Genomic DNA, 26,956 nt, shown 5'->3' on the forward strand with positions numbered 1-26,956 from the left:
CCAGGCCGGTCAGCGGGCGGGCGCCCCCCGCCCTGCCCGCGCCGCGCTCAGCGGACCGCGTCGGCATTGACCACGGCCATCGCGGCCATGTTGACGATGCGGCGCACCGTCGAGCTCGACGTCAGGATGTGCACCGCCGCGTTGGCGCCCAGCAGGAAGGGCCCCACCGCGACGTTGCCGCCGGCGGTCGTCTTGAGCAGGTTGTAGGCGATGTTGCCGGAATCCACGTTGGGGCACACCAGCAGGTTGGCCTCCCCCTTGAGCGTGGACGACGGCAGGATGCGCAGGCGCAGCGCCTCGTCCAGCGCGCAGTCGCCGTGCATCTCGCCGTCGATCTCCAGTTCGGGCGCGCGCTCGCGCACCAGTTCCAGCGCGCGGCGCATCTTGGCGCCGGAAGCCGAGCTGCCTGTGCCGAAATTCGAGCGCGACAGCAGCGCCACCTTGGGCGCCAGGTTCAGGCGCCGCATTTCCTCGGCGGCCGCCACGGTGTACTCGGCGATCTGCTCGGCGCTGGGGTCGTCGTTGACGTGCGTATCCACCAGCGCCACGGTGCGCTCGTTGAGCAGCAGGATGTTCATCGCCGCGTAGGTCTGCGCGCCCGGTTTCCTGCCGATGACCTCGTCGATGAACCGCAAGTGGTCGGCGTAGGCGCCCACCGTCCCGCAGATCAGCCCGTCGGCGTCGCCCAGGCGCACCATCATGGCGCCGATCAGGGTCAGGCGGCGGCGCATTTCCACGCGCGCCATCTCCTTGGTGATGCCGCGGCGGCACATCAGCTCCCAATACGTCGTCCAGTACTGGTGGAAGCGTTCGTCGTAGTCCGGGTTACAGACTTCGACATCCTGGCCCAGCCGCAGGCGCAGGCCGAATTTCTCGATGCGCGCCGACAGCACCGCGGGGCGGCCCACCAGGATGGGGCGCGCCAGGCCCTCGTCGACGACGACCTGCACGGCGCGCAGCACGCGCTCGTCCTCGCCCTCGGTGAAGACGATGCGGGCCCGTCCGCCGTCGCGCACGATCTGCTTGGCCTGCGAGAACAGCGGCTTCATGAAGGCGCCGGAGTGGTAGACGAACTGCTGCAGCTGTTCGGCGTAGGCGTCCAGGTCGGCAAGCGGACGCGTGGCCACGCCGCTTTCCATGGCCGCCTTGGCCACCGCCGGCGCGATGCGCACGATCAGGCGCGGGTCGAACGGCTTGGGAATCAGGTAGTCGCGGCCAAACGAGATGTCGTAGGTGCCGTAGGCGGCGGCCACGACCTCGTTCTGCTCTTCGCGCGCCAGGTTGGCGATGGCCAGGACGGCCGCCTTTTCCATCTCGCGCGTGATGGTGGTCGCGCCCACGTCCAGCGCGCCGCGGAAGATGTACGGAAAGCACAGCACGTTGTTGACCTGGTTCGGGTAGTCCGAACGGCCGGTGGCCATGACGATGTCGTCGCGCACCGCGTGCGCGGCCTCGGGCAGGATCTCGGGATTGGGGTTGGCCAGCGCCAGGATCAGCGGGTTGGCCGCCATGGCGGCCACCATCTCCGGCTTGAGCACGTTGCCGGCCGACAGGCCCAGGAATACGTCCGCGCCCTCGATCACTTCGGCCAGGGTGCGGGCTTCGGTCGGCTGCGCGTAGCGCGCCTTGTCCGGGTCCATCAGGGCGGTGCGGCCCTGATAGACCGCGCCCTCGATATCGGTCACCCACACATGCTCGATGGGCAGGCCCAGGTCCACCATCAGGTCCAGGCAGGCCAGGGCGGCGGCGCCGGCGCCCGAGGTCACCACCTTGACCTGCGCAATATCCTTGCCCACCACTTCCAGGCCGTTGATGAACGCCGCGCACACGGTGATGGCGGTGCCGTGCTGGTCGTCGTGGAACACCGGGATCTTCATGCGCTCGCGCAGCTTGCGCTCGACCGTGAAGCACTCCGGCGCCTTGATGTCTTCCAGGTTGATGCCGCCGAAGGTGGCCTCCAGCCCGGCGATGATCTCCACCAGCTTGTCCGGGTCGGTCTCGTTGATCTCGATGTCGAACACGTCCAGCCCGGCGAATTTCTTGAACAGCACCGCCTTGCCTTCCATCACCGGCTTGGAGGCCAGCGCGCCGATGTTGCCCAGCCCCAGCACCGCCGTGCCGTTGGTGATCACCCCCACCAGGTTGCCCCGACCGGTGTAGCGGAACACGTTCACCGGATCGTCGACGATTTCCTCGCAGGCGGCGGCCACGCCCGGCGAATACGCCAGGGCCAGGTCGCGCTGATTGCTCAGCTGCTTGGTGGGGGTGACCGAAATCTTGCCGGGGCGGCCATGCTCGTGATATTCCAGCGCGGCCTTGCGAAAGTTGGCGTCCATGATGGCGATGACGTAGGTTGGAGCTGCGAAAGTGAACGATGCGGCAGCGCGCGCCGGAAAGATGCTGCCCGCGCCCGCACGGGCTGGCCGGCTGCGCAAGGCGCAGTGGCGCTATCTTACTCCCGCCCCTGTACGCCAACCGCGCCGGCCCCGGCGCGCGCGGCCAGCACGCCGTCGGGATCGAACAGCGCGCGCACGCGCGCGTCCAGGCGCGCGGCCTCGGCCGTCGCATCGCCGGGCGCGGCCGGCGGCGGCGCTGGCGCCGGCGCCAGCAGCACGCTTTCCACCCAGGCCAGCGCGCCGTCATGCCCGAGCAACAGGTGCGCCAGGTTGACGCCTGCCGGTTCGCGCGGCTGCAGCGCGTCGAGGCGGCAGCGCGCGGGCCAGGCCGGCAGGGCCAGGCAGGCCGCGGCATCCGGGCCGCCGGCCAGCTGGAACAGGGCCGGCACCAGGCGCTGCACCGTGGCCGAGCGCAGCGGCCGCACGTCGGCCGCGCCGAAGGGTCCCAGCGCCTCGACGGTGCCATCGGCCAGCAGCACGCTGGCCTCCAGCACGCCGCTGGCGCCGGTCTCGCCGGTAGGCCAGCCGTGCGCGTCGGCCAGCCAGTCGGCCAGCGTGCGCTCCGGCGCGACCTCGGCGAACTGGCCCAGGCCGGCGGCGGCCAGCTCTCCCGCCAGGCAGCCGGGGCCGGCGCGCCAGGCTGCGCCTTCGGGGGCCAGCGCGCGCAGGCCGCGCGGATCGATCTGCAACACCGGCCGCCCGGCCTGCCGGGCGCCCGGCAGGCCGAGGCTCACGCCATACTCCTGGCACAGCGCGCGCGCGCGGCGCACCTCGGCATCCGAGCGCGCCAGCAACAATGCCGCGCCCCCGGACGGATCCAGGTCGCGCAGCGGCGCCGCGACCGCCAGCGAGAGCCGCTCGCAGAACGCCGCCCAGGACGACTGCCGCGGGCGGCGTCCGAGCAGGAAAGCGCGTCGCGATGGCTGCATGACTACAATCCCCCTTTCGCTACATAACCCATTCGATTTCCCATGCCGCGCCTAGCCACTCGTACCAACGATTTTCTGACATTCCAGGTTGTGGAGCTTTTCAAGGAAGCGCAGGCCCTGCAAGCGGCCGGACGCGACATCATCAGCCTGGGAATCGGAGAACCGGACTTTACCGCGCCGCCCCAGGTGGTGGAAGCGCTGGAGCGCGCCGCGCGCGCCGGCCTGAGCGGCTACAGCGCGCCGGCCGGCCTGTCCGCCCTGCGCGAAGCCATCGCCGCATTCTACGAAAGCGAATTCGGCGCGCGCGTGGACCCGGCCCGCATCATCGTCACCGCCGGCGCCTCGGGCGCGCTGGCGCTGGCCTGCGCCGCGCTGGTCGATCCGGGCGCGCAGGTCCTGATGCCCGACCCCTCGTACCCGGCCAACAGCAACTTCGTGCTGGCCGCCGGCGGCCAGCCGCGCCTGATTCCCAGCAGCGCCGCCAAGCGCTTCCAGCTCTCGGCGCAGGACGTGCGCGACCACTGGAACGACGCCACCCGGGGCGTGCTGATCGCCTCGCCCAGCAACCCCACCGGCACCTCGATCGCCCACGACGAACTGGCCGAACTGCTGGCCGCCGTGCGCGAACGCCAGGGCTTCAGCATCGTGGACGAAATCTACCTGGGGCTGTCGTACGAATCGCAACCGCGCTCGGCGCTGCTGCTGGACGACGACATCATCGTCATCAACAGTTTCTCGAAGTACTTCCACATGACCGGCTGGCGCCTGGGCTGGATGATCGTGCCCGAAAGCATGACGGCCAAGATCGAGAAAATGGCCGCCAGCCTGGCCATCTGCGCGCCCACGCTGGCCCAGCATGCCGCGCTGGCCTGCTTCACGCCCGACGCGCTGAAGATATTCGAACATCGCCGCGAGGCCTTCAAGCAGCGGCGCGACTACCTGCTGCCGGAGTTCGAACGCCTGGGCATCCCGGTGCCGGTGCGCCCGGACGGCGCGTTCTACATCTATGCGGACATCGCGGCGCTGGGCACGACCAGCATGGCGTTCTCGCACCGCCTGCTGCACGAGGGCGGCGTGGCCGCCGTGCCGGGGCTGGACTTCGGCCCCGCCCATGGCGAGCGCACCATGCGCTTCTCGTACGCAACCGGGCTGGACCGCCTGCAGGACGCCGTGGCCCGCATCGAAAAGCTGCTGTAGGCCGCGGCGGCGCGTGCCGGCTGGCGCCGGCACGGCCTCAATCGCGCGCCAGCGCGATACCCGAGGCCAGCGCCAGGCGGCGCCGCTCCGCCTGCACCTTGGCGCCGTAGCCGCCGTCGTCGGGGCCGGTGGCCCCCACATAGCAGGCCAGGCCGCCATTGACCGAGCCGCGGCGGTTGATGCAATCCTTCAGGATCGTGGAACCGACATGGATGTTGGCCACCGGATCGAGCGGATTGCCCTTGCCCACGTGGGCAATGGCGTCGAACTTCTCCTGGTGCACCCGGGTCATCACCTGCATCAACCCTTGCGCGCCCACCGGGCTTTCGGCAAACGGGTTGTAGCGCGACTCGATGGCGATCACGGCCAGCAACAGCAGCGGATCGAGCTGTTTCTCGCGACCGACCTTGTAGACGGTGTTGACCAGCACGGCGGTGGCGTCATAGGCCACCTTGTACTTGCGCGAGATATAGTTGCGCAATGCCTCCACCTGCGCGCTCGAGGCGGCGGATGGACGTTTGGGCGGCGCCGGCGGCGTATCGCTGCGCAACGGACCGAGGAATCCGGTCGCGTTGCTGGCGGGCGCGCTCGGTATCGCCATGACCACGGCCGAGGACGCATCGGCGCCGGGTTCGGCTCCGGGTTCCAGTTCGGCGGATGGCATGGACGTAGGTGCCAGGGCGGTCAACAAGGCTTTGTGCACCTGCAGCGCCTGGTCGCGCAGACCGGGCAAGGCAAACCCCATGCTCACTGTCACGATGACCGCGATGCCCAGATAGAGGGAACTGATGCGCAGCCATTCGGCGAGATGGTGGTGCACTCCTTGGGCCAGCTGTCGGAACAGGCCGGCCACTGACGCATCGGGCATGGGACCTCCTGCGTGGAATGAGAGGAGCCAGATGTTAACCTCTGTTTTGCCTCAAAAATGTAACTATTTTGCCGGGATCTGCCTTGAAGTATCGCGACCTCCGAGATTTTCTCGCCCAGCTTGAACGCCAGGGCGAACTCAAACGCATCACCGCGCCGGTCTCCACGCGGCTGGAAATGACCGAGATTGCCGACCGGGTGCTGCGCGCCGGCGGCCCGGCCCTGCTGTTCGAGAATGCCCGCCACAACGACGCGCCGGCGCAGATGCCGGTACTGGCCAACCTGTTCGGCACGCCGCGGCGGGTCGCCTGGGGCATGGGGGCCGAAGACGTCGGCGCCCTGCGCGAAACCGGCGAACTGCTGGCCTCGCTGCGCGAACCCGAGGCGCCCAAGGGCCTGCGCGACGCGCTGGCCAAGGTCTCCATGCTGAAGGCCGCCCTGTGGGACATGAGCCCCAAGACCGTGCGCGGCGCCGCCTGCCAGGAAATCGTCTGGGAAGGCGCCGATGTCGACCTGGGCCGCCTGCCCATCCAGACCTGCTGGCCGGGCGATGTGGCGCCCCTGCTGGCCTGGGGGCTGGTGATCACGCGCGGGCCGAACGCCCGCCGGCAGAACCTGGGCATCTACCGCCAGCAGCCGCTGGGGCCCGACAAGCTGATCATGCGCTGGCTGTCGCACCGGGGCGGCGCGCTGGATTTCCGCGACCACGCCCAGGCCCACCCGGGCACGCCGTTTCCCATCGCCGTGGCGCTGGGCGCCGACCCGGCCACCATCCTGGGCGCGGTCACGCCGGTGCCGGACACGCTGTCGGAGTACCAGTTCGCCGGGCTGCTGCGCGGCTCGCGCACCGAGGTCGTCAAGGCGCTGGGCAGCGAACTGTCGGTGCCGGCCTCGGCCGAGATCGTGCTCGAGGGCCACCTGCTGCCGGCCGACGACCCGCGCGCCGTCGCGCCCGTGGTGCCCGATGGCGTCAACCCGCCCCCGGCCACCGGCTACGAAATGGCGCTCGAAGGCCCCTATGGCGACCATACCGGCTACTACAACGAGCAGGACTGGTTCCCGGTGTTCACGGTGGACCGCATCACCATGCGGCGCAACCCCATCTACCACTCCACCTATACCGGCAAGCCGCCCGACGAGCCGGCCGTGCTGGGCGTGGCGCTGAACGAGGTATTCGTGCCGCTGCTGCGCCGCCAGCTGCCCGAGATCGTCGATTTCTACCTGCCCCCGGAAGGCTGCAGCTACCGCCTGGCGGTCGTGTCGATCCGCAAGCAGTACGCCGGCCACGCCAAGCGCGTGATGTTCGGCCTGTGGAGCGTGCTGCGGCAGTTCATGTACACCAAGTTCATCGTGGTGGTCGACGAGGACATCGACCCGCGCGACTGGGCCGAAGTGGTCTGGGCCATGACCACGCGCATGGACCCCGTGCGCGACACGGTGCTGGTCGAGAACACGCCTATCGATTACCTGGATTTCGCCTCGCCGGTGTCCGGCCTGGGCGGCAAGATGGGGCTGGACGCCACCAACAAGTGGCCGGGCGAAACCAGCCGCGAATGGGGCACGCCCATACACATGGACGAGGCGGTCAAGCGCCGGGTGGACGCCATGTGGGACACGCTGGGCCTGTAGCAATGCAGCGGGCGGCGCCGGCCGCCCGCGCCTGGCTCAATCGGCCTGGCGCTCCTCGCGCGAGGACTGCCAGATCCGGTATGCCTGCCAGCCCACCAGCGCCACGCCGGCCAGCTTGAGCAGGCGCGAACGCCGGCCGCCGCGCCCCACCACCATGGCCGACAGCGTCGAGCTGACGAAGGGATAGCGCCGCACCAGCGCGAATGCCTGCCAGAACAGCCGCGAGGTATTGGCCTTGCCCAGGCTGGGCCAGATGGATTTGACCATGTTGCCGGGCGTCAGCGTGCGGCCCGCCTCGACGATGCCCTGCGCCAGCGCCTCGCGCTCCAGCGCCGCGCGCGCGCGCAGCAATTCAAGCCGCACCATGCGGTCTACCGAAGCCGAGTGGCGGGCCATGTCAGTCGTCCTCCGCGTTGCGCTGCCCATCGCTGGCGCGTTGCGCATCGCGCACCCGTTCCAGCATGTCCGTATCGCGGCCGAGCTCCTCGAGCGTGGCGGCGAACGGCACGGGGCCGTCGACCAGGTCGCGCCGGACCAGGTAGAACAGCACCAGCCCGATCACGCCGTAGCCGCCCGCCAGCCAGCCCAGCGCGGCATAGCGCGACTCGGTAGGCCAGAAGGCCACCGCGATCGTGATGGTGAACACCAGGACCGCCAAGGTCAGGAACAGCAGCGCCCCAAACGCCATGCCCAGCAGCTTGATCAGGCGGATCTTTTCGCCGGCGGCTTCCAGCGCCAGTAGTTCGAGGCGCGTACGCGTCAGTCCGACCAGACTGGCGGCCACGCCGAATACCGATCTACGCAAACCCATTGTGCATGCCGGGGCGGGCGCGCGGCCCGCCCCGCCGGGATCAGCGGCGGCTGATCAGCAGGCCGAGCAGCAGGCCGGTCACGCCCGCGATGCTGATGGCCTGCCAGGGGTTGTCGTGCACGTAATCGTCGGTGGCGCGGGCCGCGCGGCGACCACGCTCGAGCACCGCGTCCTGCGCGTCGTACAGCGCTTCGCGGGTGCGGCGCACCGATGCCAGCGCGCGCTCGCGCAATTCGGTCGCCTTGTCGCCCGTGGTGCTGGCGGCTTCGCGCAGCAGGGTCTCGGCATCATTGAGGCTGGTCTTGACGCTGTCGATGAGTTTCTCTTTCGTTGCTTCGTCGGATCTTCTCGCGGCCATTATCAGCTCCTTGTCGATGTGTCGATGACGCGTTCATCATACCAGCCGCGCCCCGCGCCACGCACCCCCGCGTGCTACGGGGTGCTACTTCAATTGCGTAATCTCAACGGATGACTTGATCCCGGCCTGGTCGATGTCCTGGCGCATGACCAGGTTGACGCCGGGGCAGTACCAATCGGTCACCGTGGTGTCCATGCCCGGAATCGGCAAGGTCAGGCCCTTGAAGGTGGCCATGGTGGGTTCGCTGCTGCGCGGATAGGTGATCGGCCAGCAGGCATGGCGGCCCAGCGCCGTGCTCAGGTCCTGGCGGGCGCCGACCGTCTTCTCGCCGATGCGCACCACGGTGGTCGGCTGGCCGCCCACCGGCGCCTCCTTGCCGATCCTGAGCCGGTAGCTGGCGCCGGGCAGGCGCTGCCCTTCGCCGCTGATCTTGTCGTAGGCGAACAGGCCCAGCATGCGCAGGTCGAACTGCCCCTCGGAGCGGGGCTGCTCGCCGGCCTCGGCGTACTTCACGAACGTGGCCTGGCCATTCTTGACGGTCATCAGGTAGTCCAGCCGCGACTTGCCCGGCGGCAGGCCGGCATAGCTGAAAGTGGCCACGCCCTGCACGCGCGCGCGGCAGTTGTCGCCATTGGTCTTGGACACCTCGGTGAAGCCCAGGTCGGCGCCCAGGCCGATGTTGCCGCTGCCGGTCAACTGCACCTGGCCGCCGTCATGCATGAACTTGGCGTCGCACACGCCCGCCTGCGCCGCGCCGGCCCACGCCAGCACACCAATTGAAACAAAAAATCGCACCATCATGGGCCGCTCCTGAAACGCTCGGTTCGGCGGTCCGGGACGCGGACCGCGCTGGCTGATACTACACCGGTTGCGCCGGCCGACGCGGCCCGGCAGACAGTTCTGACCCGCCCGCCCATCCAGGGTTCCGGACCGGCCGCGCCCGGGGCGACGGGCGTCCAAATGATTAATGGCTATATGGATTCAAGAAATCGAAAGTTGTAGGGATGAACCCCGATCCCTATGATCGACTGACATTCTGCGGGCCTTCCCGCGTGGCTGATTTTCATGACGCTGTTCCCGATTTTCGCCGACCTGACAGGGCGGCGCGTACTGGTGGTGGGCGGCGGCGCCGTCGCCGCCCGCAAGGCGCAGGCCCTGCTGCAGGCCGGGGCCGAGGTCACCGTGGGCGCGCCGCGCCTGGATCCGGCGCTCGCCGAGCTGGCCGGCCAGGGCCGCATCGCCCGCCTGGACGGCTGCTTCGAGCCCGCCTGGCTGGCCGGCGCCTGGCTGGTGGTGGCCGCCACCGACGACCGCGCCGTCAACGCGGCGGTCAGCGAGGCCGCGCGTGCGCGCCGGGTGTTTTGCAACGTGGTCGACGATGCCGAACTGTCGTCCTTCCAGGTGCCGTCCGTCGTCGACCGTGCGCCGCTCATCGTGGCCATCTCCTCGTCGGGCGTGGCGCCCGTGCTGGCGCGGCGCCTGCGCGAGCGCATCGAGTCGCTGTTCGACCATTCGCTCGGCCAGCTGGCGGCCCTGGCGGCGCGCTATCGTCCGCGCATCCGCGCCGCCCGCCCCGACCTCGGCCAGCGGCGGCGTTTCTACGACTGGCTGCTCGACGGCCCGGTCGCGGCACGCCTGCGCCAGCAACAGCCCGGGCTGGCCGAGCAGGAGCTGGAACAGGCGCTGCGCGCGCCGCAGGCCGCCCCCCGGGGCAGCGTCGTGCTGGTAGGCGCGGGCCCGGGCGACCCCGGCCTGCTGACGCTCAAGGCGCTGCGCGCGCTCAATGAAGCCGACATCATCCTGTACGACCGCCTGGTCAGCGAGGGCGTGCTGGCGCTGGCGCGCCGCGACGCCGAACGCCTGCCCGTGGGCAAGCTGCCTGGCGAAGACCACGACGCCACCCAGTCGCGCATCCATGCCCTCATGCTGGCCCACGCCCGCGCCGGCCGGCGCGTGGTGCGCCTGAAAGGCGGCGACGCCTTCATCTTCGGGCGCGGCGGCGAAGAGCTGGAATACCTGCGCGCGCACGGCGTGCCGTACGAGGTGGTGCCCGGCATCACCGCGGCGCTGGCCTGCGCCGCCTATGCCGGCATTCCCCTGACGCATCGCGACCATGCGCAGTCGGTGCGCATGGTCACAGCCCACTGCCGCGCCGACCAGGACACCCTGGACTGGGCCGGCCTGGCCCGCGACCAGCAGACCCTGGCGTTCTACATGGGCGTCGGCCAGCTCGATTACGTCACCGCGCGCCTGCTCGAACATGGCCGCGCGCCCACCACCCCGTTTGCCTTGATCGAGAACGGCAGCCGGCCCGAACAGCGCGTGGTCACCGGAACGCTGGCCGGCCTGCCCGAGATCGCGCGCCAGCGCGGCGTACGCCCTCCGGCGCTGCTGGTCGTCGGCGAAGTCGCCGCCCTGGCCGACACCCTGCAATGGTTCGGCCAGCACCAGCGCGGCCTGCCCGGCCCGCAGGCGCTGGCCGCCTGAACCCGGGGCCTTGCGCAATGGCGAAAAAAAACCGCCTTCGGGGCGGTTTCTCTTGCGGGCGGCGGATTCGCGCGGCGCGCTACTCGGCGTGCTTCTGCGTGGTGCCGAAGATGCGGTCGCCGGCATCGCCCAGGCCGGGCATGATATAGCCGTTTTCGTTCAGGCCCTGGTCGATCGAGGCGGTGTAGATCTGCACGTCCGGATGCGCCGTGAGCACGGCGTCGATGCCCTCGGGCGCCGAGACCAGGGTCAGCGCCCGGATTTCGCGACAGCCGGCCCGCTTGAGCATGTCGATGGCGGCGACCATGGAGCCGCCGGTGGCCAGCATCGGGTCGACGATCAGGGCCAGGCGCTGGTCCAGCTCGCCCACCAGGCGCTCCAGGTAGGTATGCGCCTGCAGGGTCTCTTCGTTGCGGGCCACGCCGACCACGCTGACCTTGGCGCCCGGGATCAGGCTCAGCACGCCGTCGAGCATGCCGATGCCCGCGCGCAGGATGGGCACCACGGTGACTTTCTTGCCGGCGATCTTCTCGACCCCGACGGTGCCGCACCAGCCTTCGACGCTGGCGGGCGCCAGCGGCATGTCCTTGGTCGCCTCGTAGGTCAGCAGCGCCGCCACTTCCTGCGACAGCTCGCGAAAGCTCTTGGTGCTGAGGTCGGCGCGACGCATGATGCCCAGCTTGTGGCGAATCAGCGGATGGCGGATTTCATGCACGGGCATGTGCGGAATCTCCAGTAAATGGCTCTCGAATGGCCGGCGGCACGGGGCCGCCGGCGGGAACACGAGGATTTTAAGCCGGTTGGCGGGGAATCACTGTTCGGCCAGCCAGGCGACCAGCGCGTCGTCGAACGCGCGCACGGCGGCCGCGTTCTCGTGGTTGACCATGCTGACCACCACATAGCGCTTGCCGCTGGCGCCCAGCACATAGCCGGCCACCGCCCGTACATCGCGCAACGAGCCGGTCTTCAGGTGGGCCATGCCCTGCGCGCCGTTGCCCTTGAGGCGCCGCCGCACCGTCCCGTCCACGCCGGCGATGGCCAGCGACGAGATGAATTCCGGCATCAGGGGCGAATTCCAGGCCACCGTGAGCATGGAGGCCAGGCTGTCGGCCGACACCCTGCCCTCGCGCGACAGTCCGGAACCGTTGTCGATCACCAGTTCGGGCATTTCCAGCCCCTGCGCGCCCAGCACGGTGCGGGCGACCACGCCGCTGCTCTCGACGGTGGCCGGCCGGCGGCCGCGCTCGGCGCCCAGAGTCAGCAGCAAGGTGCGCGCCATCACATTGTTGCTGCGCTTGTTGATCGTGCGGATCGCCTCGCCCAGGGTGGGCGAGTCGTGGCTGGCCAGCACCACGGCGTCCGGCGGCACGACGCCGCTGCGGATCTGGCCCTTCAGGGTGCCGCCCAGCTCGCGCCAGAGCAGGCGGAACACCGCGCTGGCGTATTCGGGCTGCGACAGCGCCAGCCGGTACAGGCTGAACTCGCCGCACGAGCCGGCCACCTTGCCGCTCAGGCGGATGGACACGCCCTGCTGGGTCACGACCGGCTCGGTGCCGACCACCGGCGGCCCCGGACAGCGCACATCGCTCCACTCGACCGCGCCTTCCAGGCGCAGGCCCGGCAGCGGCGGATCGATCATCGGCACCCATTTGCGCGCCGCGGCGTCGGGCGTGAACAGCAGGCGCTGCGCGCCAAAGCCCACCATCAGGGCATCCGGACTGGCGTTGTAGGCCCGGTCGGAGGCGCCGTCGAAGGCGCCGGGATCGATGGCCACCTGCCCGAAAATGCTGCGGTCCACCACCAGGTCGCCAATCTGCTTGACGCCGCGCAGCCGCAACTCGCGCAGCAGCGCCCACAAGTCCTGCAGCAGCAGCTGCGGGTCGCCGCCGGCGCGCAGGTACAGCGGTCCGCGCAGCACGCCGTGGGCATCGGGCCGGTTGCCGGGCTCGGTCAGGAATTCGGTGCGCCACGCATAGCTGGGCCCCAGTTCGGACAGCGCGGCCCAGGTCGTCACCAGCTTCATGACGGAAGCCGGGTTGCGCGGCTCCTTGGCGTTGAGCGCCGCCAGCCGCGGGCCGTTGACCTCCTGCACCACCAGCGAAAGCGACTGGTCGGGCAGCTTCGTCGCTTTCCAGGCCGCCACCAGACTGGAGGGCAGGCCCTGCGCCGCCGCGCCGGCGGCGCCCAGCGCCAGCGTGACGCCGGCCAGCCATTGTTGCCACTTGCCTTGTTTGCCTGCCCGCCGCATCGCTCCCTGCCTGTTACATGTTCTTTCGTTCAAGAATGCAAGCATACCTAAGCTGGCGCGCCGCGGCGCACGCGGACACATTTTCGGCGCCGGTGCCCGGCCGCCGAGCCGCCTGGGGCCCTCGCATACAATAGCGGGCTGTCCAACGCGGCCGCCATTGGCCGCGGCTTTCCATAGAACGTATCGCGTGCCCACCCCTCTTACGCTTGCCGATTTCGACTACCACCTGCCGCCCGAGCTGATCGCCCAGAGCCCGGCCGCCGAGCGCGGCGGCAGCCGCCTGCTGCACCTGGACGCGGCCAGCCGGCTGCACGATCGCCGCTTTCCCGACCTGGCCGGGCTGCTGCGCCCGCACGACCTGCTGGTGTTCAACGACACGCGCGTGATCAAGGCGCGCCTGACGGGCCGGAAGGCCACCGGCGGCAAGGTCGAGGTGCTGGTCGAACGCATCACGGCGCCGGACCGCGCGCTGGCGCACGTGCGCGCCAGCAAGTCGCCGGGGCCGGGCATGCGCCTGCGCCTGGCCGAGGCCTTCGAAGCCGAAGTGCTGGGCCGCGAGGGCGAACTGTTCGACCTGCGCTTTCCCGCCCCGGTACTGGACCTGCTCGACGCCCACGGCGCCACGCCGCTGCCCCCCTACATCACGCACGCGGCCGACGCGACCGACGAACGGCGCTACCAGACGGTCTACGCGCGCGAGCCGGGCGCGGTCGCCGCGCCCACCGCGGGCCTGCACTTCGACCAGCCCATGCTGGAGCAACTGGCCGCCCTGGGCGTGCAGCGGGCCTTCGTGACGCTGCACGTGGGCGCCGGCACCTTCCAGCCGGTGCGGGTGCAGAACCTTGCCGAGCACATCATGCACGCCGAGTGGTACACGGTGCCCGAAGCCACGGTGGCCGCCATCGCCCGGGCGCGGGCGCACGGCGGGCGCATCGTGGCGGTGGGCACCACCAGCGTGCGCGCGCTGGAATCGGCCGCCGCCCAGGCGCAGGACGGGCCGCTGGCCGCCGCGCAGGGCGATACGCGGCTGTTCATCACGCCCGGCTACCGCTACCGGATCGTCGACGCCCTGCTCACCAATTTCCACCTGCCGCAATCCACGCTGCTGATGCTGGTGTCGGCGCTGGCCGGCGTGGAGCCGATCCGCCGCGCCTACGCCCACGCGGTCGCCGGACGCTACCGCTTCTTCAGCTACGGCGACGCCATGTTCATCGAGACTCCTGCCCCATGACCGGACTGCAATTCGAACTGCTGGCCACCGACGGCGGCGCCCGCCGCGGCCGCCTGACGCTCAACCACGGCGTGGTCGAGACCCCCATCTTCATGCCGGTCGGCACCTACGGCAGCGTCAAGGCCATGCTGCCGCACGAGCTCAAGGAGATCGGCGCGCAGATCGTGCTGGGCAATACCTTCCACCTGTGGCTGCGCCCCGGCACCGCCATCATGGAAAAGCACGGCGGCCTGCACGGCTTCATGCAGTGGGACAAGCCCATCCTGACCGACTCCGGCGGCTTCCAGGTGTTCAGCCTGCAAGGCATGCGCAAGATCACCGAGGAAGGCGTCAAGTTCGCCTCGCCCATCGACGGCGCGCGCCTGTTCCTGACGCCCGAGGAGTCGATGCGCATCCAGCGCTCGCTGAATTCCGATATTGTCATGGTGTTCGACGAGTGCACGCCGTACGAAATCGATGGCCGGCCCGCCAGCGTCGACGAAGCGGCCCGCTCGATGCGCATGTCGCTGCGCTGGGCGCGCCGCTCGCGCGACGAGTTCGACCGGCTGGGCAACCCCAACGCGCTGTTCGGCATCGTGCAGGGCGGCATGTACGAGGCGCTGCGCGACGAGTCGCTGGCCGGGCTGGCCGAAATCGGCTTTCACGGCTATGCCATCGGCGGCCTGTCGGTGGGCGAGCCCAAGGAAGACATGATGCGCATCCTGGCGCATGTCACGCCGCGCCTGCCGGCGCAGGCGCCGCGCTACCTGATGGGCGTGGGCACCCCCGAGGACCTGGTCGAGGGAGTGGCGCGCGGCGTGGACATGTTCGACTGCGTCATGCCGACCCGCAACGCCCGCAACGGCTGGCTGTTCACCCGCTACGGCGACGTCAAGATCCGCAACGCCAGATACCGCGACGACACGCGCCCGCTCGACCCCAGCTGCGCCTGCCACACCTGCGGCCACTTCTCGCGCGCCTACCTGCACCACCTGCAGCGCGCCAACGAAATCACCGGCGCGCGCCTGAACACCTTGCACAACCTGCACTTCTACCTGGCCATCATGGGCGAAATGCGCGAGGCGATCGCCGCCGGCCGCTTCGAGGCGTGGCGCGCCCGGTTCGCCGCCGACCGCGCGCGCGGGGTCGACTAGGGCGGGCCGTCCCCCCCGCGCGGCGCGGCCCTCGTTGCGCCGCGCCAACATCGCTACAATAGTCGGCTTGCCCTGTCCAAGGCTCGCGCGGGGGACAGGCATACAGACAACCTATATAGACTCGAACAACCAACCAGGAGTACACCAATGTCTGCTATCGATACCGCCGGCCTCGTGCTGGCCCAGGCCGCGCCGGCCGAAGGCAACGCGCTGATGGGCATGCTGCCCATCGTTCTGATGTTCGTGATCCTCTATTTCCTGATGATCCGTCCGCAGATGAAGCGCCAGAAAGAACATCGCAACATGGTCGCCGCCCTGTCCAAGGGCGACGAGGTCGTCACCTCGGGCGGCATGCTGGGCAAGGTTTCCAAGGTTACCGACAGCTATATCACCGTCGAAGTCTCCGAACTGGCCGACAAGCCGGTCGAAGTGGTGATGCAGAAGACCGCCGTGTCCGCGGTCCTGCCCAAGGGAACCATCAAGGCCCTGTAAGGTCACACAAGGCCCCGCGTGGCGGGGCCTTGTTCCGCTCACCCACCGCACGAAGTAGCCGGCAATGAACCGCTATCCCCTCTGGAAATACATCACGGTCCTGGTTGCGGTCGTCATCGGCCTGCTCTATACCCTGCCCAACTTCTACGGCGAGTCCCCCGCCGTCCAGGTCTCGTCCGCCAAGGCGACGATCAAGGTCGACCAGGCCACGCTGGAGCAGGTCCAGCAGATCATCGAAAACGCCCAGTTGCCGGCCGACAGCGTCTACTACGAGCAGAACGGCACGCTGGGCACGGTGCGCGCGCGCTTTCCGTCCACCGACGTGCAGCTGCAGGCGCGCGACCTGATCGACCGCACGCTCAACACCGTGGCCGGCGACCCCCATTACACCGTGGCGCTGAACCTGCTGCCCGCCTCGCCGCCCTGGATGCGGTCGCTGGGCTGGTTCGAGCCCAAGCCCATGTACCTGGGCCTGGACCTGCGCGGCGGCGTGCACTTCCTGCTGCAGGTCGACATGCAGGGCGCCCTGACGGCGCGCTATGACTCGCTGGTGGCCGACGTGCGCAGCGTGCTGCGCGACCAGAAGGCCGACGTCGGCGCCATCGAGCGCTCGGGCCAGTCGGTCGTGGCCACTTTCGCCACCGCCGAGCAACGCGACCGCGCCCGCGACGTGCTGCGCTCGCGCCTGCCCGACCTGCAGTTCACCGAAACCAGCGACGGCGGCAAGCTGCAGCTGACGGGCATGCTCAATCCGGCCGCGGTCACCCGCGTGCAGGACACCGCCCTCAAGCAGAACATCAACACCCTGCACAACCGCATCAACGAGCTGGGCGTGGCCGAGCCGGTCATCCAGCAGCAAGGCGCCGACCGCATCATCGTGCAGTTGCCCGGCGTGCAGGACGTGGCCAAGGCCAAGGAGCTGCTGGGCCGCACCGCCACGCTCGAGATCCGCATGGTCGACGACAGCCCGGCGGCGCAATCGGCCCTGGCCGCGGGCAGCGTGCCGTTCGGCCTGGAGCGCTACACCGATCGCGACGGCCGCCCCCTGCTGGTGCGCCGCCAGGTGGTGCTGACCGGCGAAAACCTGCAGGACGCCCAGCCCGGCCGCGACGGCCAGACCCAGCAGCCGGCCGTGCACCTGACGCTGGATTCCAAGGGCGCGCGCATCTTCCGCGACGTCACCCGCGACAACGTCGGCAAGCGCATGGCCATCCTGCTGTTCGAGAACGGCAAGGGCGAAGTCGTCACCGCGCCGGTCATCCGCAGCGAAATCGGCGGCGGCCAGGTGCAGATCTCCGGCAGCATGAGCGCCGAGGAAGCCGCCGACACGGCGCTGCTGCTGCGCGCCGGCGCGCTGGCCGCGCCCATGTCCATCATCGAGGAACGCACCATCGGCCCCAGCCTGGGCGCGGACAACATCGCCAAGGGGTTCTACTCGACGCTGTATGGCTTCATCGCGATCGCCGTTTTCATCATCGTGTACTACCACCTGTTCGGCATCTTCTCGACCATCGGCCTGACGGTCAACGTGCTGCTGCTGCTGGCGCTGCTGTCCATGCTGCAGGCAACCCTGACCCTGCCCGGCATCGCCGCCATCGCCCTCACCCTGGGCATGGCCATCGACGCCAACGTGCTCATCAACGAGCGCATCCGCGAAGAGCTGCGCAACGGCGCCACGCCGCAACAGGCCATCCACCATGGCTTCGAGCGCGCATGGGGCACCATCCTGGACTCCAACCTCACCACGCTGATCGTCGGCCTGGCGCTGCTGGCGTTCGGCTCGGGCCCGATCCGCGGCTTTGCCGTGGTGCACTGCCTGGGCATCGTCACCTCGATGTTCTCGTCGGTGGTGGGCGTGCGCGCGCTGGCCAACCTCTGGTATGGCCGCAAGAAGAAGCTGTCGAGCATTTCCATCGGCACGGTCTGGAAACCCAAGGCAAACTGATCGATGCGGGCGGCCCGGGCCGCCCGCCGTCCTGATACGCAAGGCGAAACATGGAATTTTTCCGGATTCATCGCACCATCCCGTTCATGCGCCATGCCCTGGTGCTGAACATCATCAGCCTGGTCACGTTCCTGGCGGCCGTGTTCTTCATCGTCACGCGCGGCTTTCACCTGTCGATCGAGTTCACCGGCGGCACGGTCATGGAAGTCAGCTATGCCCAGACCGCCCAGCTCGACCAGGTGCGCACGGCCATCGGCACGCTGGGCTATACCGACTTCCAGGTGCAGAACTTCGGCACCTCGCGCGACGTCATGATCCGCCTGCCGATCGCCGAAGGCCAGACCTCGGCCACCCAGAGCGAAACCGTGATGGGCGCGCTGAAGGCGGCCGATCCGGCGGTGGAACTGCGCCGGGTCGAGTTCGTCGGCCCGCAGATCGGCCAGGAGCTGCTGCACAACGGCCTGATGGCGCTGCTGGTCGTGGTGATCGGCATCATGGTCTACCTGGGCCTGCGCTTCGAATGGAAGTTCGCCGTGGCGGGCGTGATCGCCAACCTGCACGACGTGGTCATCATCCTGGGCTTTTTCGCGTTCTTCCAGTGGGAGTTCTCGCTGGCGGTGCTGGCCGGGGTCCTGGCGGTGCTGGGCTACTCGGTCAACGAATCGGTCGTCATCATGGACCGGATCCGCGAGAACTTCCGCAAGTACCGCAAGGCCTCGGTGCAGGAAGTCATCAACAGCGCGATCACGCAGACGATCTCGCGCACCATCATCACCCACGGCTCGACGCAGATGATGGTGCTGGCCATGCTGTTCTTCGGCGGCCCGACCCTGCACTACTTCTCGCTGGCCCTGACCATCGGCATCTGGTTCGGCATCTATTCGTCGGTGTTCGTCGCCGCCGCGCTGGCCATGTGGATGGGGGTCAAGCGCGAGGACCTGGTCAAGCCGGTCAAGAAGGACGGCGACGAAGTCGAAGTCGCCTGAGAGGCCGTTCCCGGAAAAAGAAACCCTGTCCGGCCGCATGGCCGGACAGGGTTTTTTACATGAGGCCCGATGCGCGAGGCGCCCGTCCCCGCATGGGGAGTGGGGACAGGCGCCCCGTCAGCCGCGCTTGCGCCAGCGCCAGGGCGCGCGCAACGGCCAGGTGTGGCTCGGCGACAGCACGTAGGGTTTGATGGCGTAGGCCGCCACCACGGCGATCAGGGCAGCGGCGCACACATCCGACAGGTAATGGTCGCGATTGATGACCCGGCTGATCGCCACCAGCGCGGCCAGCGCCAGCGCCGGCCAGCGCCAGCGCGGCGCCAGGATGCCCAGCACGGCCGCGACGGCGAACGCCGTCTGGGTATGGCTGGACGGAAACGAATTGAAGGGACTGCCGGCGAACATGCGGCCCATGCCGTAGATGCCGTCGTCGAGCAGCTCCTCGGGGCGGGCGCGCGCCACGATGTTCTTGAGCACCCAGGTCACCAGCCCGCCGGCGGTCAGCGTGGCCAGCAGCAGCATGCCGGCGCGCGCGATCTTCTCGCAGGTCCAGCCCCATGGCGCGGCCCAGCCGCGCAGCATGCCTTGCAGGCCGAGGATATAGGCCGCCAGCCCGAGCGTCACATAGGTGCCGCTGTCGCCCAGGTTGCCGATGTAATCGAACACCGTATTGAGCTGCGGCGACACGCTGCGGTTGATCCACAGCGTCAGCGGCCGGTCGATCCAGGCGGCGCACCCCAGCAGCAGCAGCACCGGCACCAGGCAGCGGCGCAGCAGGCTGGCCAGCCCCCCCTGGCCGGGCGACCCGGATTGGGGCGGGGGAAAAGCGGCGATCGGTTCTGCGGTCATGGGGCGGTATGAGATAAGGGCCGGATAGCCGCAGCCCGGCGGCCAGCAATAGTACTTGCCAAATACGGCACCGCCAAGACCACGCGCGGGTGACAGGCTAAAATAGGCGGTTTCGTCCACTTACGCCCCCGGGATCTACACCCGTCACGGCGACCGCCATGCAAGAAACCACTGTCAAACGCGACGGCGCCGGCCCGTCCGATGCCGGCACGCCGGCCACCGCCGCCCAGGGCCTGGGCAAATTGTATATCCGCACCTTCGGCTGCCAGATGAACGAGTACGACTCGGACAAGATGGCCGATGTGCTGCGCGCCGACCAGGGGCTGGAGCTGACCGACAACCCCGAGGATGCCGATGTCATCCTGTTCAACACCTGTTCCGTGCGCGAGAAGGCGCAGGAGAAGGTGTTCTCCGACCTGGGCCGGGTGCAGCACCTCAAGAAGCAGAATCCCAACCTGGTGATCGGCGTGGGCGGCTGTGTGGCCAGCCAGGAAGGCGAGGCCATCGTCAAGCGCGCGCCCTATGTCGACGTGGTGTTCGGCCCGCAGACCCTGCACCGGCTGCCCGACCTGATCAAGCGCCGCCGCGCCCAGGGTGTGTCGCAGGTCGATATCAGCTTCCCCGAAATCGAGAAGTTCGACGCCCTGCCCCCGCCGCGCATCGATGGCGCCACCGCGTTCGTGTCCATCATGGAAGGCTGCAGCAAGTACTGCAGCTTCTGCGTGGTGCCCTACACGCGCGGCGAAGAGGTTTCGCGGCCCTTCGACGACGTCCTGCTCGAGGTCGCCGACCTGGCCGACCAGGGCGTCAAGGAAGTCACGCTGCTGGGCCAGAACGTCAATGCCTACCGCGGCGCCATGGGCGATAGCGGCGAAATCGCCGATTTCGCCATGCTGCTGGAATACGTGCACGAGATTCCCGGTATCGAACGGATCCGCTACACCACCTCGCACCCGAAGGAAATGACCCAACGCATGGTCGACGCCTACGCGCGGCTGCCCAAGCTGGTGTCGTTCCTGCACCTGCCCGTGCAGGCCGGCAGCGACCGCGTGCTGGCGGCCATGAAGCGCGGCTATACCGCGCTGGAGTTCAAGTCGGTGGTGCGCCGCCTGCGCGCCGCGCGCCCCAGCCTGACGCTGTCGTCGGACTTCATCGTCGGCTTCCCGGGCGAGACCGAGGAGGACTTCCAGAAGACCATGAAGCTGATCGAGGACGTCGGCTTCGACACCTCGTTCTCGTTCGTGTATTCGCGCCGTCCCGGCACGCCGGCGGCGGACCTGCACGATGACACGCCGCAGGACGTCAAGCTGCGCCGCCTGCAGCAGTTGCAGGCGCTCATCAACCAGCAGGCCGCGGCCATCGCCCAGGGCATGATCGGCACCCGCCAGCGCGTGCTGGTCGAAGGCCCGTCGCGACGCGACCCCAACGAACTGATGGGCCGCACCGAGAACAACCGCATCGTCAACTTCCCCGGCGTGCCGCGCCTGATCGGCCATATGGTCGACGTCGTCATCACCCACGCCCACACCAACTCGCTGCGCGGCCGCGTCGCCGGCATCGAACGCGACACCTCCGGAGCCGAATGAGCACTTCCCGCAGCCGCGCCCGCCGCACCATGCCCGTCATCGTCAATCTCGATGGCGACAACATCCACCTCGCCAACCTGTGCGGCCCGCTGGACGAGAACCTGCGCCAGCTCGCCGACGGCATGGGCGTGAAACTGGCGCGCCGCGGCAGCCGGGTCACGATAGAGGGCGAACAGGCCGAACTGGCCGGGCGGGCCCTGCGGCGCTTTCACGAGCAGGCCACCCACCGCGCGCTGTCGGTCGACGACATCCAGCTCGGCCTGGTCGAGATCGGCGTGGGCCGCCCGGCCGAGGTCCAGGCCGACCCGCGCGAACTCGACCAGACGCTGCCGCCGGTCGACGACGAAAGCGGCGGCGTGGTGCTGCGCACGCGGCGCACCGACCTGCGCCCGCGCACGCCGCGCCAGCGCGACTACATGAACAACATCCTCAAGCACGACATCACGTTCGGCGTGGGGCCGGCCGGCACCGGCAAGACCTGGCTGGCCGTGGCCTGCGCCATCGACGCCATGGAGCGCGACACGGTGCAGCGACTGGTGCTGACGCGCCCGGCCGTCGAGGCCGGCGAGCGGCTGGGGTTCCTGCCGGGCGACCTGGCGCAGAAGGTCGACCCCTATCTGCGGCCGCTGTACGACGCGCTGTACGACCTGATGGGCTTCGAGCGCGTGCAGCGCCTGTTCGAGAAGCAGACCATCGAGATCGCCCCGCTGGCCTACATGCGCGGGCGCACGCTCAACCACGCCTTCGTGATCCTGGACGAGGCCCAGAACACCACGCCGGAGCAGATGAAAATGTTCCTGACCCGGATCGGTTTCGGCAGCAAGGCCGTCATTACCGGCGACCCCTCGCAGGTCGACCTGCCGCGCGGCCAGCAAAGCGGGCTGGCGCACGCCGTGCAGGTGCTCGAGGACGTCCAGGGCATCGCCACGACCCGCTTCACCAGCCGCGACGTGGTGCGCCATCCGCTGGTGGCGCGCATCGTCGACGCCTACGACCAGGCGGCCGCCAATGGCGACTGAGCTGTCGCTGTCGGTGCAATATGGGGTGGCCGAGGCTCGGCTGCCGCGCTGGCGGCTGCGCCGCTGGGTCCAGTATGCGCTGGCCGGCGCCGCCGGCGACGGGCACGCCGGACTGGCCGGCGCCGAACTCGGCCTGCGCCTGGTGGGGCTGGCAGAAGGCCGGCGCCTGAACCGCGAATTCCGCGGCCGCGACTACGCCACCAACGTGCTCACGTTCGAATACGGCACAGGCCCCGACGGCGTGGCGCGCGGCGACATCGTGGTGTGCGTGCCGGTGCTGGCCCGCGAGGCGCGCGAGCAGCGCAAGACGCTGCTCGCCCATGCGGCCCACCTGACGGTGCACGGCACCCTGCATGCGCTGGGCTACGACCACGTCAAGGCCGGCCAGGCGCGGCGCATGGAGGCCCTGGAAACCGCCGTGCTGGCGCGCATGGGAATCGCCGACCCCTATCTGACCGCCTGACGGCGCCGCGCAGATTGACGCCAATGCACCCCAAATCGGGGAACAATGGCCGCTGTTGTATGCAAAATCGGAGCGCGGCGTAACAACTTGCGCCAAATATTCGGTTATGCTGAATCTTTACCAACTTGTCCGCCTGGACGATGTCCGACCCTTACCCTGCTACCGAGGCGCACGCTCAGCGCGCCGCCAAATCCTCTCCCAAATCCCTGCTGGACCGTCTGCTTTCCCTGGTGCGGCGCGAGCCTGAAGACCGCGAAGGCATCAAGGCCATCCTCGAAGCCGCGCACGAACGCGAGCTGCTCGACGCAGAGTCCTACGCCATGATCAAGGGCGCGCTGGCCGTGTCCGAGCGCACCGTCGCCGACATCATGGTGCCGCGCTCGCGCATGGATCTGCTCGATATCGCCCAGCCGCTGCCGCAGTTGCTGGCCACCATCATCGAGACCGCGCACTCGCGCTTTCCGGTCTACGAAGACGACCGCGACAACATCATCGGCATCCTGCTCGCCAAGGATCTGCTGCGCTACATGCTCGAGCCGGCGCTGGATATCCGCTCGCTGGTCCGGCCGGCCGTGTTCATCCCCGAGGTCAAGCGCCTGAACGTGCTGCTGCGCGAGTTCCGCGCCAGCCGCAACCACCTGGCGATCGTCATCGACGAACATGGCGGCATTTCCGGCCTGGTCACCATGGAAGACGTGCTGGAGCAGATCGTCGGCGACATCGAGGACGAATTCGACGAGGACGAGGAAGAGTCGATCTTCCCCGAGGGCGAGAACCAGTGGCGCCTGACCGCCTCGACGGACATCAGCCATTTCAACGCCACCTTTGCCACCGACCTGCCCGACGACGAATACGACAGCGTGGGCGGCTGGCTGGGCGGCCAGCTGGGGCGCATTCCGCGCCGCGGCGACAGCGCCGACCACGACGGCCTGCATATCGAAGTCGTGCGCGCCGACGCGCGGCGCGCCCTGTGGCTGCGCGTGCGCCGCATCGCGGGCGCGCAGCCTCCGGCGAGCGCCGCTGAATGAGCCCGGCCGGCAAGGGGCCAGCCTGGCGCCAACCCGCCATCCTGGCCGCCGCGGGCGCCGCGCACGCACTGAGCTTCGCCCCCGATCCCCTGCCCGCCTGGTCGCTGGCGCCGGTGCAGGTCATCGCGCTGGCGGTGGCCGCGCATGCCACCTTGCAGGCGCCCTCGGCGCGGCGGGCGCTGGCGCGCGGCTGGCTGTTCGCCATGTTCAGCTTCAGCCTGGGCCTGTACTGGCTGTACGTCAGCATGCACGACTACGGCGGGCTGGCCGCGCCGCTGGCGGCGGCCGGCGTGCTGGCGCTGTCGGCGTTCCTGGCGCTGTTCCCGGGCCTGGCCTGCGCCGCCGCGCGCTGGCTGAGCCCGCCCCATTGGGACGCCAGCCCGCCGGCGCGCGCGCGCCGCACCCTCTACGCCGCCGCCACCTGGGCCGCCTGCTGGGCCGCGCTCGAATGGCTGCGCGCCGTAGTGCTGACCGGTTTCCCGTGGCTGAACATCGGCTACGCGCACGTCGACGGCCCGCTGGCCGGCTGGGCGCCGCTGCTGGGCGTGCATGGCATGGCGCTGCTGGCCGCCTTCGCGGCCGCCGCGCTGGCCGGCCTGTGGCAATCGGCCTCGGGACGCATCGACAGCCGCCAGGCCCTGGCGGCCGGGGTGGCGCTGCTGCTGGCGGCCGCCGGCTGGCTGCTCGGCCAGTTCAGCTGGTCGCGGCCCGAAGGGCAGCCGCTGCACCTGCGCCTGGTGCAGGGCAACGTCGAGCAGTCGCAGAAATTCGATCCGGCGCTGCTTGAGACCGGACTGCGGCGGCACCTCGAACTGGCCGCGCTGCCGCCGCGCGCCGGCGAGCCCAAGCCTGATCTCATCATCCTGCCCGAAACCGTGCTGCCCATTTTCCAGGACCAGTTGCCCGCCAGTGTCTGGGACGCCTGGATCGAGGTGGCGCGGCGCGCCGATGCCCACATCGCCATGGGCGTGCCGCTGCACACGCTGCCCGACGGCGCCGCGGGGCACCGCTACACCAACAGCGTGATCGGCTTCGACGCCGGCACGCCCGTCGAGCAACTGCGCACCGGCACCACCGCCATGCGCTACGACAAGCAGCACCTGGTGCCCTGGGGCGAATACGTCCCGCCGGGGTTCCGCTGGTTCGTCGACATGCTGGACATCCCGCTGGGCGACTTCGATCGCGGCGCCGCGCGCCAGCCCAGCTTCGACATCGCGGGCCAGCGCATCGCCTTCAACATCTGCTACGAAGACCTGTTCGGCCCCGAACTGCTGCCTGCGCTGCAGGATGGCCCCGACGGCCAGCCCGGCGCCACCATCATGGCCAATGTCAGCAACCTCGGCTGGTTCGGCGATACGTGGGCATTGCGCCAGCACCTGCAGATCGGCCGGCTGCGCACCATGGAAACGGCGCGCCCCATGGTGGCCGCCACCAACACCGGCATCACCGCCGCCATCGATGCGCGCGGGCGCGTCGCGGCCGCGCTGCCGGCCGACCGCGCCGGCGTGCTGCCGGTCGCCGTGCAGGGCATGACCGGCCTGACGCCTTACGCCCGCTTCGGCGACAAGCCCGCGCTGGCGCTGATCGGGCTGCTGCTGATCGCCGCCGCGGCGCGCAGCCGCCGACCGCGCCAGCCCTAGGGCCGCGCCGTCAGCGCGAGCGCCGCCTCGTCGGGCGGCGGCAGCAGGGGCCCGCCGCCCACGCCGGTGCGCGCCAGCGCATCGGCAATCTGGCGCATGTCATCGGGATCCAGCTCCAGCGTCGCCGCGCCCAGCCAGCCGTCCACCTGCTCGGCGCTGCGCGCGCCCGCGATGGCGCCGGTGACGCCGGGCCAGGCCAGCGTCCAGGCGACGGCAATCGCCCCCACGCTGGCGCCGTGGTGCCGCGCGATCGGCTTGAGCGCATCGGCAAACTCGAGGTTGGCCGCCAACCGCGGCGCCATGAATTCGGCGTTGCGGGCGCGCCAGTCCCCTTCCGGCAAGGCCGCGGCACGCTCGGCGCTGAAGGCGCCCGACAGCAGGCCCGACTGCATGGGGCTGTAGACGATGACGCCGGTGTCGTGGCTTGCGCACCAGGGCAGCAGGTCTTGGGCGCTTTCGCGGCGTATGGCCGAGAACGGCGGTTGCAGCGTTTCGACATGGCCCAGTTGCTCGGCCGCCTGCACCTGCGCCAGATTGTGGTTGGACAGGCCGACATGGCGCAGTTTGCCGGCCTGGCGCAGATCGAGCAGCGTTTGCCAATAGACCTCGAGGGGCGTGCCGTCGCCGGCCGGCCAATGCATCTGGTAGAGATCGATGGCTTCGACGCCCAGCCTGCGCAACGACGCCTCGACCTCGCGCCGCAGGCTGTCCGGGGCGCCGATGCGGCGCGGCTTGGCCATGGGGTCGGCGGGCGAGCCGACCAGCCCGCCCTTGGTGAAGACATAGGGCCGCTCCGACGGCGGCATGCCGGCCAGCGCGCGGCCCACCAGGCTTTCGGAATGACCCAGCCCGTAGACGGCCGCGGTATCGATCCAGTTGATGCCGCGATTCACCGCGTGGCGGATCGCGCGGATGGACTCGCCATCGTCCTGCGCGCCCCAGCCCACGGACCAGCCCGGCCCGCCTATCGCCCAGGCGCCGAAACCCACGCGCGTGATCCGCATATCGGTGGCGCCCAGCCTCTGGGTGGGAAATGAAGTGCTCATGATGGCGTGCTCCTGCGTGATGGGCATGCGCCCGCGGCCGGGCTGCGCCAAGATTAGGACAGGTCGGCGCCATACTCAAACCGACACGCAAGCGCACGCATGGCTCTGTCGATTTATTTTTCCCTCGACTTGCACGCCATGAAAAACTCGTGCATAATCTCGTTTCTTCGCCAACGGCACTAAACAAACCGGCAACGAAAACCGAAATTTCAGCAGAAATGCGGTTGAGTTACCAGCTTGATTAGGATGTTTTACACCGGGGGTATAGCTCAGCTGGGAGAGCGCTTGCATGGCATGCAAGAGGTCAGCGGTTCGATCCCGCTTACCTCCACCAGTCCAAGGCGAAGTAAAGTAGTAACGTAGTATCAGGTAGTACCCGTCCTGTCCCCTTCGTCTAGAGGCCTAGGACATCACCCTTTCACGGTGAGTACAGGGGTTCGAATCCCCTAGGGGACGCCAGTTCGTCTGGCATGGTGTAGCAAGTTACGCCGCTGCGGAGCGGTAGTTCAGTTGGTTAGAATACCGGCCTGTCACGCCGGGGGTCGCGGGTTCGAGCCCCGTCCGCTCCGCCAAAAGATTCCGGAAAGCCAGTTGCTCACGCAACTGGCTTTTTTCT

24 protein-coding genes and 3 tRNA genes are annotated in these 26,956 nt (G+C 69.3%); 16 read left to right on the top strand and 11 right to left on the bottom strand.

The window, feature by feature from the left end:
* Window positions 1-47: 47 nt before the first annotated feature.
* Window positions 48-2,336 (bottom strand): NADP-dependent malic enzyme, encoded by a 2,289-nt coding sequence (locus tag CAL11_RS17355; protein WP_086093637.1) that lies wholly within the window; start codon window positions 2,334-2,336, stop codon window positions 48-50.
* 116 nt (window positions 2,337-2,452) lie between these two features.
* Window positions 2,453-3,325 carry a hypothetical protein gene (locus CAL11_RS17360; RefSeq protein WP_086093638.1) on the bottom strand — a complete coding sequence of 291 codons (873 nt, stop codon included), beginning with the start codon at window positions 3,323-3,325 and terminating at the stop codon, window positions 2,453-2,455.
* Between the two features lie 42 nt (window positions 3,326-3,367).
* Here CAL11_RS17360 and CAL11_RS17365 point away from each other — a divergent pair, with 42 nt between their 5' ends.
* Window positions 3,368-4,522: a pyridoxal phosphate-dependent aminotransferase gene (locus tag CAL11_RS17365; protein WP_086093639.1), complete on the top strand. Its 1,155-nt coding sequence runs from the start codon at window positions 3,368-3,370 to the stop codon at window positions 4,520-4,522.
* Between the two features lie 37 nt (window positions 4,523-4,559).
* Here CAL11_RS17365 and CAL11_RS17370 read toward each other — a convergent pair whose 3' ends face one another.
* Window positions 4,560-5,390, bottom strand: coding sequence for a lytic transglycosylase domain-containing protein (locus tag CAL11_RS17370; RefSeq protein WP_033464993.1), 831 nt, complete (start codon window positions 5,388-5,390; stop codon window positions 4,560-4,562).
* Window positions 5,391-5,473: 83 nt separating this feature from the next.
* Between CAL11_RS17370 and ubiD the strand changes: the two genes are divergently transcribed.
* Complete coding sequence (gene ubiD / locus CAL11_RS17375) at window positions 5,474-7,018, top strand: 4-hydroxy-3-polyprenylbenzoate decarboxylase (protein WP_086093640.1); 1,545 nt, start codon at window positions 5,474-5,476, stop codon at window positions 7,016-7,018.
* A gap of 36 nt (window positions 7,019-7,054) precedes the next feature.
* Here the strand turns inward: ubiD and CAL11_RS17380 are convergent, their stop codons facing one another.
* From CAL11_RS17380 to CAL11_RS17395, 4 genes are all read right to left on the bottom strand, one after another.
* The gene (locus CAL11_RS17380) at window positions 7,055-7,414 is read right to left on the bottom strand and encodes a hypothetical protein (RefSeq protein WP_033464998.1); all 360 of its coding nucleotides are present in this window, start codon (window positions 7,412-7,414) and stop codon (window positions 7,055-7,057) included.
* Between the two features lies 1 nt (window position 7,415).
* Window positions 7,416-7,829, bottom strand: coding sequence for a phage holin family protein (locus tag CAL11_RS17385; RefSeq protein WP_033465000.1), 414 nt, complete (start codon window positions 7,827-7,829; stop codon window positions 7,416-7,418).
* A gap of 40 nt (window positions 7,830-7,869) precedes the next feature.
* Window positions 7,870-8,187 (bottom strand): DUF883 family protein, encoded by a 318-nt coding sequence (locus CAL11_RS17390; protein ID WP_003809432.1) that lies wholly within the window; start codon window positions 8,185-8,187, stop codon window positions 7,870-7,872.
* An 84-nt stretch (window positions 8,188-8,271) separates the two neighbouring features.
* Window positions 8,272-8,988: a hypothetical protein gene (locus tag CAL11_RS17395; RefSeq protein ID WP_086093641.1), complete on the bottom strand. Its 717-nt coding sequence runs from the start codon at window positions 8,986-8,988 to the stop codon at window positions 8,272-8,274.
* 264 nt (window positions 8,989-9,252) lie between these two features.
* On the opposite strand from CAL11_RS17395, the gene cysG reads away from it, so the two are divergent.
* On the top strand, window positions 9,253-10,674 hold the full coding sequence (gene cysG, locus CAL11_RS17400; protein ID WP_068925381.1) for a siroheme synthase CysG: 1,422 nt from the start codon (window positions 9,253-9,255) through the stop codon (window positions 10,672-10,674).
* A 79-nt stretch (window positions 10,675-10,753) separates the two neighbouring features.
* Here the strand turns inward: cysG and upp are convergent, their stop codons facing one another.
* Window positions 10,754-11,395 carry a uracil phosphoribosyltransferase gene (gene upp, locus CAL11_RS17405; protein WP_033465004.1) on the bottom strand — a complete coding sequence of 214 codons (642 nt, stop codon included), beginning with the start codon at window positions 11,393-11,395 and terminating at the stop codon, window positions 10,754-10,756.
* A gap of 90 nt (window positions 11,396-11,485) precedes the next feature.
* The gene (gene dacB, locus CAL11_RS17410; RefSeq protein ID WP_068925379.1) at window positions 11,486-12,922 is read right to left on the bottom strand and encodes a D-alanyl-D-alanine carboxypeptidase/D-alanyl-D-alanine endopeptidase; all 1,437 of its coding nucleotides are present in this window, start codon (window positions 12,920-12,922) and stop codon (window positions 11,486-11,488) included.
* Between the two features lie 157 nt (window positions 12,923-13,079).
* On the opposite strand from dacB, the gene queA reads away from it, so the two are divergent.
* From queA to secF, 5 genes are all read left to right on the top strand, one after another.
* Complete coding sequence (gene queA, locus CAL11_RS17415) at window positions 13,080-14,153, top strand: tRNA preQ1(34) S-adenosylmethionine ribosyltransferase-isomerase QueA (RefSeq protein ID WP_086093642.1); 1,074 nt, start codon at window positions 13,080-13,082, stop codon at window positions 14,151-14,153.
* Entirely contained in the window at window positions 14,150-15,286 is a 1,137-nt protein-coding gene (gene tgt / locus CAL11_RS17420; protein WP_086093643.1) for a tRNA guanosine(34) transglycosylase Tgt, read from the top strand. The genes queA and tgt overlap by 4 nt, the downstream gene beginning before the upstream one ends.
* A gap of 147 nt (window positions 15,287-15,433) precedes the next feature.
* Complete coding sequence (gene yajC, locus CAL11_RS17425) at window positions 15,434-15,778, top strand: preprotein translocase subunit YajC (RefSeq protein ID WP_015064323.1); 345 nt, start codon at window positions 15,434-15,436, stop codon at window positions 15,776-15,778.
* 64 nt (window positions 15,779-15,842) lie between these two features.
* Window positions 15,843-17,723 (top strand): protein translocase subunit SecD, encoded by a 1,881-nt coding sequence (gene secD / locus CAL11_RS17430; RefSeq protein WP_033465008.1) that lies wholly within the window; start codon window positions 15,843-15,845, stop codon window positions 17,721-17,723.
* 50 nt (window positions 17,724-17,773) lie between these two features.
* A complete protein-coding gene (gene secF, locus CAL11_RS17435; protein WP_015064325.1) occupies window positions 17,774-18,709 on the top strand; it encodes a protein translocase subunit SecF in 936 nt (311 codons plus the stop codon).
* Window positions 18,710-18,826: 117 nt separating this feature from the next.
* Here the strand turns inward: secF and CAL11_RS17440 are convergent, their stop codons facing one another.
* Window positions 18,827-19,558, bottom strand: coding sequence for a phosphatase PAP2 family protein (locus CAL11_RS17440; protein WP_086093644.1), 732 nt, complete (start codon window positions 19,556-19,558; stop codon window positions 18,827-18,829).
* A 158-nt stretch (window positions 19,559-19,716) separates the two neighbouring features.
* On the opposite strand from CAL11_RS17440, the gene miaB reads away from it, so the two are divergent.
* The 5 genes from miaB to lnt all read left to right on the top strand — a co-directional run bounded on the left by miaB (window position 19,717) and on the right by lnt (window position 25,294).
* On the top strand, window positions 19,717-21,144 hold the full coding sequence (gene miaB, locus CAL11_RS17445; RefSeq protein WP_015064327.1) for a tRNA (N6-isopentenyl adenosine(37)-C2)-methylthiotransferase MiaB: 1,428 nt from the start codon (window positions 19,717-19,719) through the stop codon (window positions 21,142-21,144).
* Window positions 21,141-22,163 (top strand): PhoH family protein, encoded by a 1,023-nt coding sequence (locus tag CAL11_RS17450; protein ID WP_015064328.1) that lies wholly within the window; start codon window positions 21,141-21,143, stop codon window positions 22,161-22,163. Before miaB ends, CAL11_RS17450 begins: the two co-directional genes overlap by 4 nt.
* Window positions 22,153-22,626, top strand: coding sequence for an rRNA maturation RNase YbeY (gene ybeY, locus CAL11_RS17455; RefSeq protein ID WP_033465013.1), 474 nt, complete (start codon window positions 22,153-22,155; stop codon window positions 22,624-22,626). The genes CAL11_RS17450 and ybeY overlap by 11 nt, the downstream gene beginning before the upstream one ends.
* Before the next feature lie 140 nt (window positions 22,627-22,766).
* Window positions 22,767-23,654, top strand: coding sequence for an HlyC/CorC family transporter (locus CAL11_RS17460; RefSeq protein ID WP_033448832.1), 888 nt, complete (start codon window positions 22,767-22,769; stop codon window positions 23,652-23,654).
* Window positions 23,651-25,294 carry an apolipoprotein N-acyltransferase gene (gene lnt, locus CAL11_RS17465; RefSeq protein ID WP_086093645.1) on the top strand — a complete coding sequence of 548 codons (1,644 nt, stop codon included), beginning with the start codon at window positions 23,651-23,653 and terminating at the stop codon, window positions 25,292-25,294. The genes CAL11_RS17460 and lnt overlap by 4 nt, the downstream gene beginning before the upstream one ends.
* Here the strand turns inward: lnt and CAL11_RS17470 are convergent.
* Window positions 25,291-26,298, bottom strand: a complete 1,008-nt coding sequence (locus CAL11_RS17470) for an aldo/keto reductase (RefSeq protein WP_086094614.1) — start codon at window positions 26,296-26,298, stop codon at window positions 25,291-25,293. The genes lnt and CAL11_RS17470 overlap by 4 nt on opposite strands.
* A 300-nt stretch (window positions 26,299-26,598) precedes the next feature.
* Here CAL11_RS17470 and CAL11_RS17475 point away from each other — a divergent pair.
* From CAL11_RS17475 to CAL11_RS17485, 3 genes are all read left to right on the top strand, one after another.
* Window positions 26,599-26,674 (top strand) — tRNA-Ala (locus tag CAL11_RS17475).
* A 49-nt stretch (window positions 26,675-26,723) separates the two neighbouring features.
* Window positions 26,724-26,799: transfer RNA gene (locus tag CAL11_RS17480), tRNA-Glu, on the top strand.
* A gap of 36 nt (window positions 26,800-26,835) precedes the next feature.
* Window positions 26,836-26,912: transfer RNA gene (locus CAL11_RS17485), tRNA-Asp, on the top strand.
* The last annotated feature ends 44 nt before the right edge of the window (window positions 26,913-26,956 follow it).

The organism is Bordetella genomosp. 6 (assembly GCF_002119705.1).
Taxonomy (GTDB): domain Bacteria; phylum Pseudomonadota; class Gammaproteobacteria; order Burkholderiales; family Burkholderiaceae_B; genus Bordetella; species Bordetella bronchiseptica_F.

What these genes read in the sequence shown, in the direction of transcription:
- CAL11_RS17355 (WP_086093637.1), bottom strand. Translation starts at nt 2,336, where the DNA reads ATGGACGCCAACTTTCGCAAGGCCGCGCTGGAATATCACGAGCATGGC.
- CAL11_RS17360 (WP_086093638.1), bottom strand. Translation starts at nt 3,325, where the DNA reads ATGCAGCCATCGCGACGCGCTTTCCTGCTCGGACGCCGCCCGCGGCAG.
- CAL11_RS17365 (WP_086093639.1), top strand. Translation starts at nt 3,368, where the DNA reads ATGCCGCGCCTAGCCACTCGTACCAACGATTTTCTGACATTCCAGGTT.
- CAL11_RS17370 (WP_033464993.1), bottom strand. Translation starts at nt 5,390, where the DNA reads ATGCCCGATGCGTCAGTGGCCGGCCTGTTCCGACAGCTGGCCCAAGGA.
- CAL11_RS17380 (WP_033464998.1), bottom strand. Translation starts at nt 7,414, where the DNA reads ATGGCCCGCCACTCGGCTTCGGTAGACCGCATGGTGCGGCTTGAATTG.
- CAL11_RS17385 (WP_033465000.1), bottom strand. Translation starts at nt 7,829, where the DNA reads ATGGGTTTGCGTAGATCGGTATTCGGCGTGGCCGCCAGTCTGGTCGGA.
- CAL11_RS17390 (WP_003809432.1), bottom strand. Translation starts at nt 8,187, where the DNA reads ATGGCCGCGAGAAGATCCGACGAAGCAACGAAAGAGAAACTCATCGAC.
- CAL11_RS17395 (WP_086093641.1), bottom strand. Translation starts at nt 8,988, where the DNA reads ATGATGGTGCGATTTTTTGTTTCAATTGGTGTGCTGGCGTGGGCCGGC.
- cysG (WP_068925381.1), top strand. Translation starts at nt 9,253, where the DNA reads ATGACGCTGTTCCCGATTTTCGCCGACCTGACAGGGCGGCGCGTACTG.
- upp (WP_033465004.1), bottom strand. Translation starts at nt 11,395, where the DNA reads ATGCCCGTGCATGAAATCCGCCATCCGCTGATTCGCCACAAGCTGGGC.
- dacB (WP_068925379.1), bottom strand. Translation starts at nt 12,922, where the DNA reads ATGCGGCGGGCAGGCAAACAAGGCAAGTGGCAACAATGGCTGGCCGGC.
- tgt (WP_086093643.1), top strand. Translation starts at nt 14,150, where the DNA reads ATGACCGGACTGCAATTCGAACTGCTGGCCACCGACGGCGGCGCCCGC.
- yajC (WP_015064323.1), top strand. Translation starts at nt 15,434, where the DNA reads ATGTCTGCTATCGATACCGCCGGCCTCGTGCTGGCCCAGGCCGCGCCG.
- secD (WP_033465008.1), top strand. Translation starts at nt 15,843, where the DNA reads ATGAACCGCTATCCCCTCTGGAAATACATCACGGTCCTGGTTGCGGTC.
- secF (WP_015064325.1), top strand. Translation starts at nt 17,774, where the DNA reads ATGGAATTTTTCCGGATTCATCGCACCATCCCGTTCATGCGCCATGCC.
- CAL11_RS17440 (WP_086093644.1), bottom strand. Translation starts at nt 19,558, where the DNA reads ATGACCGCAGAACCGATCGCCGCTTTTCCCCCGCCCCAATCCGGGTCG.
- miaB (WP_015064327.1), top strand. Translation starts at nt 19,717, where the DNA reads ATGCAAGAAACCACTGTCAAACGCGACGGCGCCGGCCCGTCCGATGCC.
- CAL11_RS17450 (WP_015064328.1), top strand. Translation starts at nt 21,141, where the DNA reads ATGAGCACTTCCCGCAGCCGCGCCCGCCGCACCATGCCCGTCATCGTC.
- ybeY (WP_033465013.1), top strand. Translation starts at nt 22,153, where the DNA reads ATGGCGACTGAGCTGTCGCTGTCGGTGCAATATGGGGTGGCCGAGGCT.
- CAL11_RS17460 (WP_033448832.1), top strand. Translation starts at nt 22,767, where the DNA reads ATGTCCGACCCTTACCCTGCTACCGAGGCGCACGCTCAGCGCGCCGCC.
- lnt (WP_086093645.1), top strand. Translation starts at nt 23,651, where the DNA reads ATGAGCCCGGCCGGCAAGGGGCCAGCCTGGCGCCAACCCGCCATCCTG.
- CAL11_RS17470 (WP_086094614.1), bottom strand. Translation starts at nt 26,298, where the DNA reads ATGCGGATCACGCGCGTGGGTTTCGGCGCCTGGGCGATAGGCGGGCCG.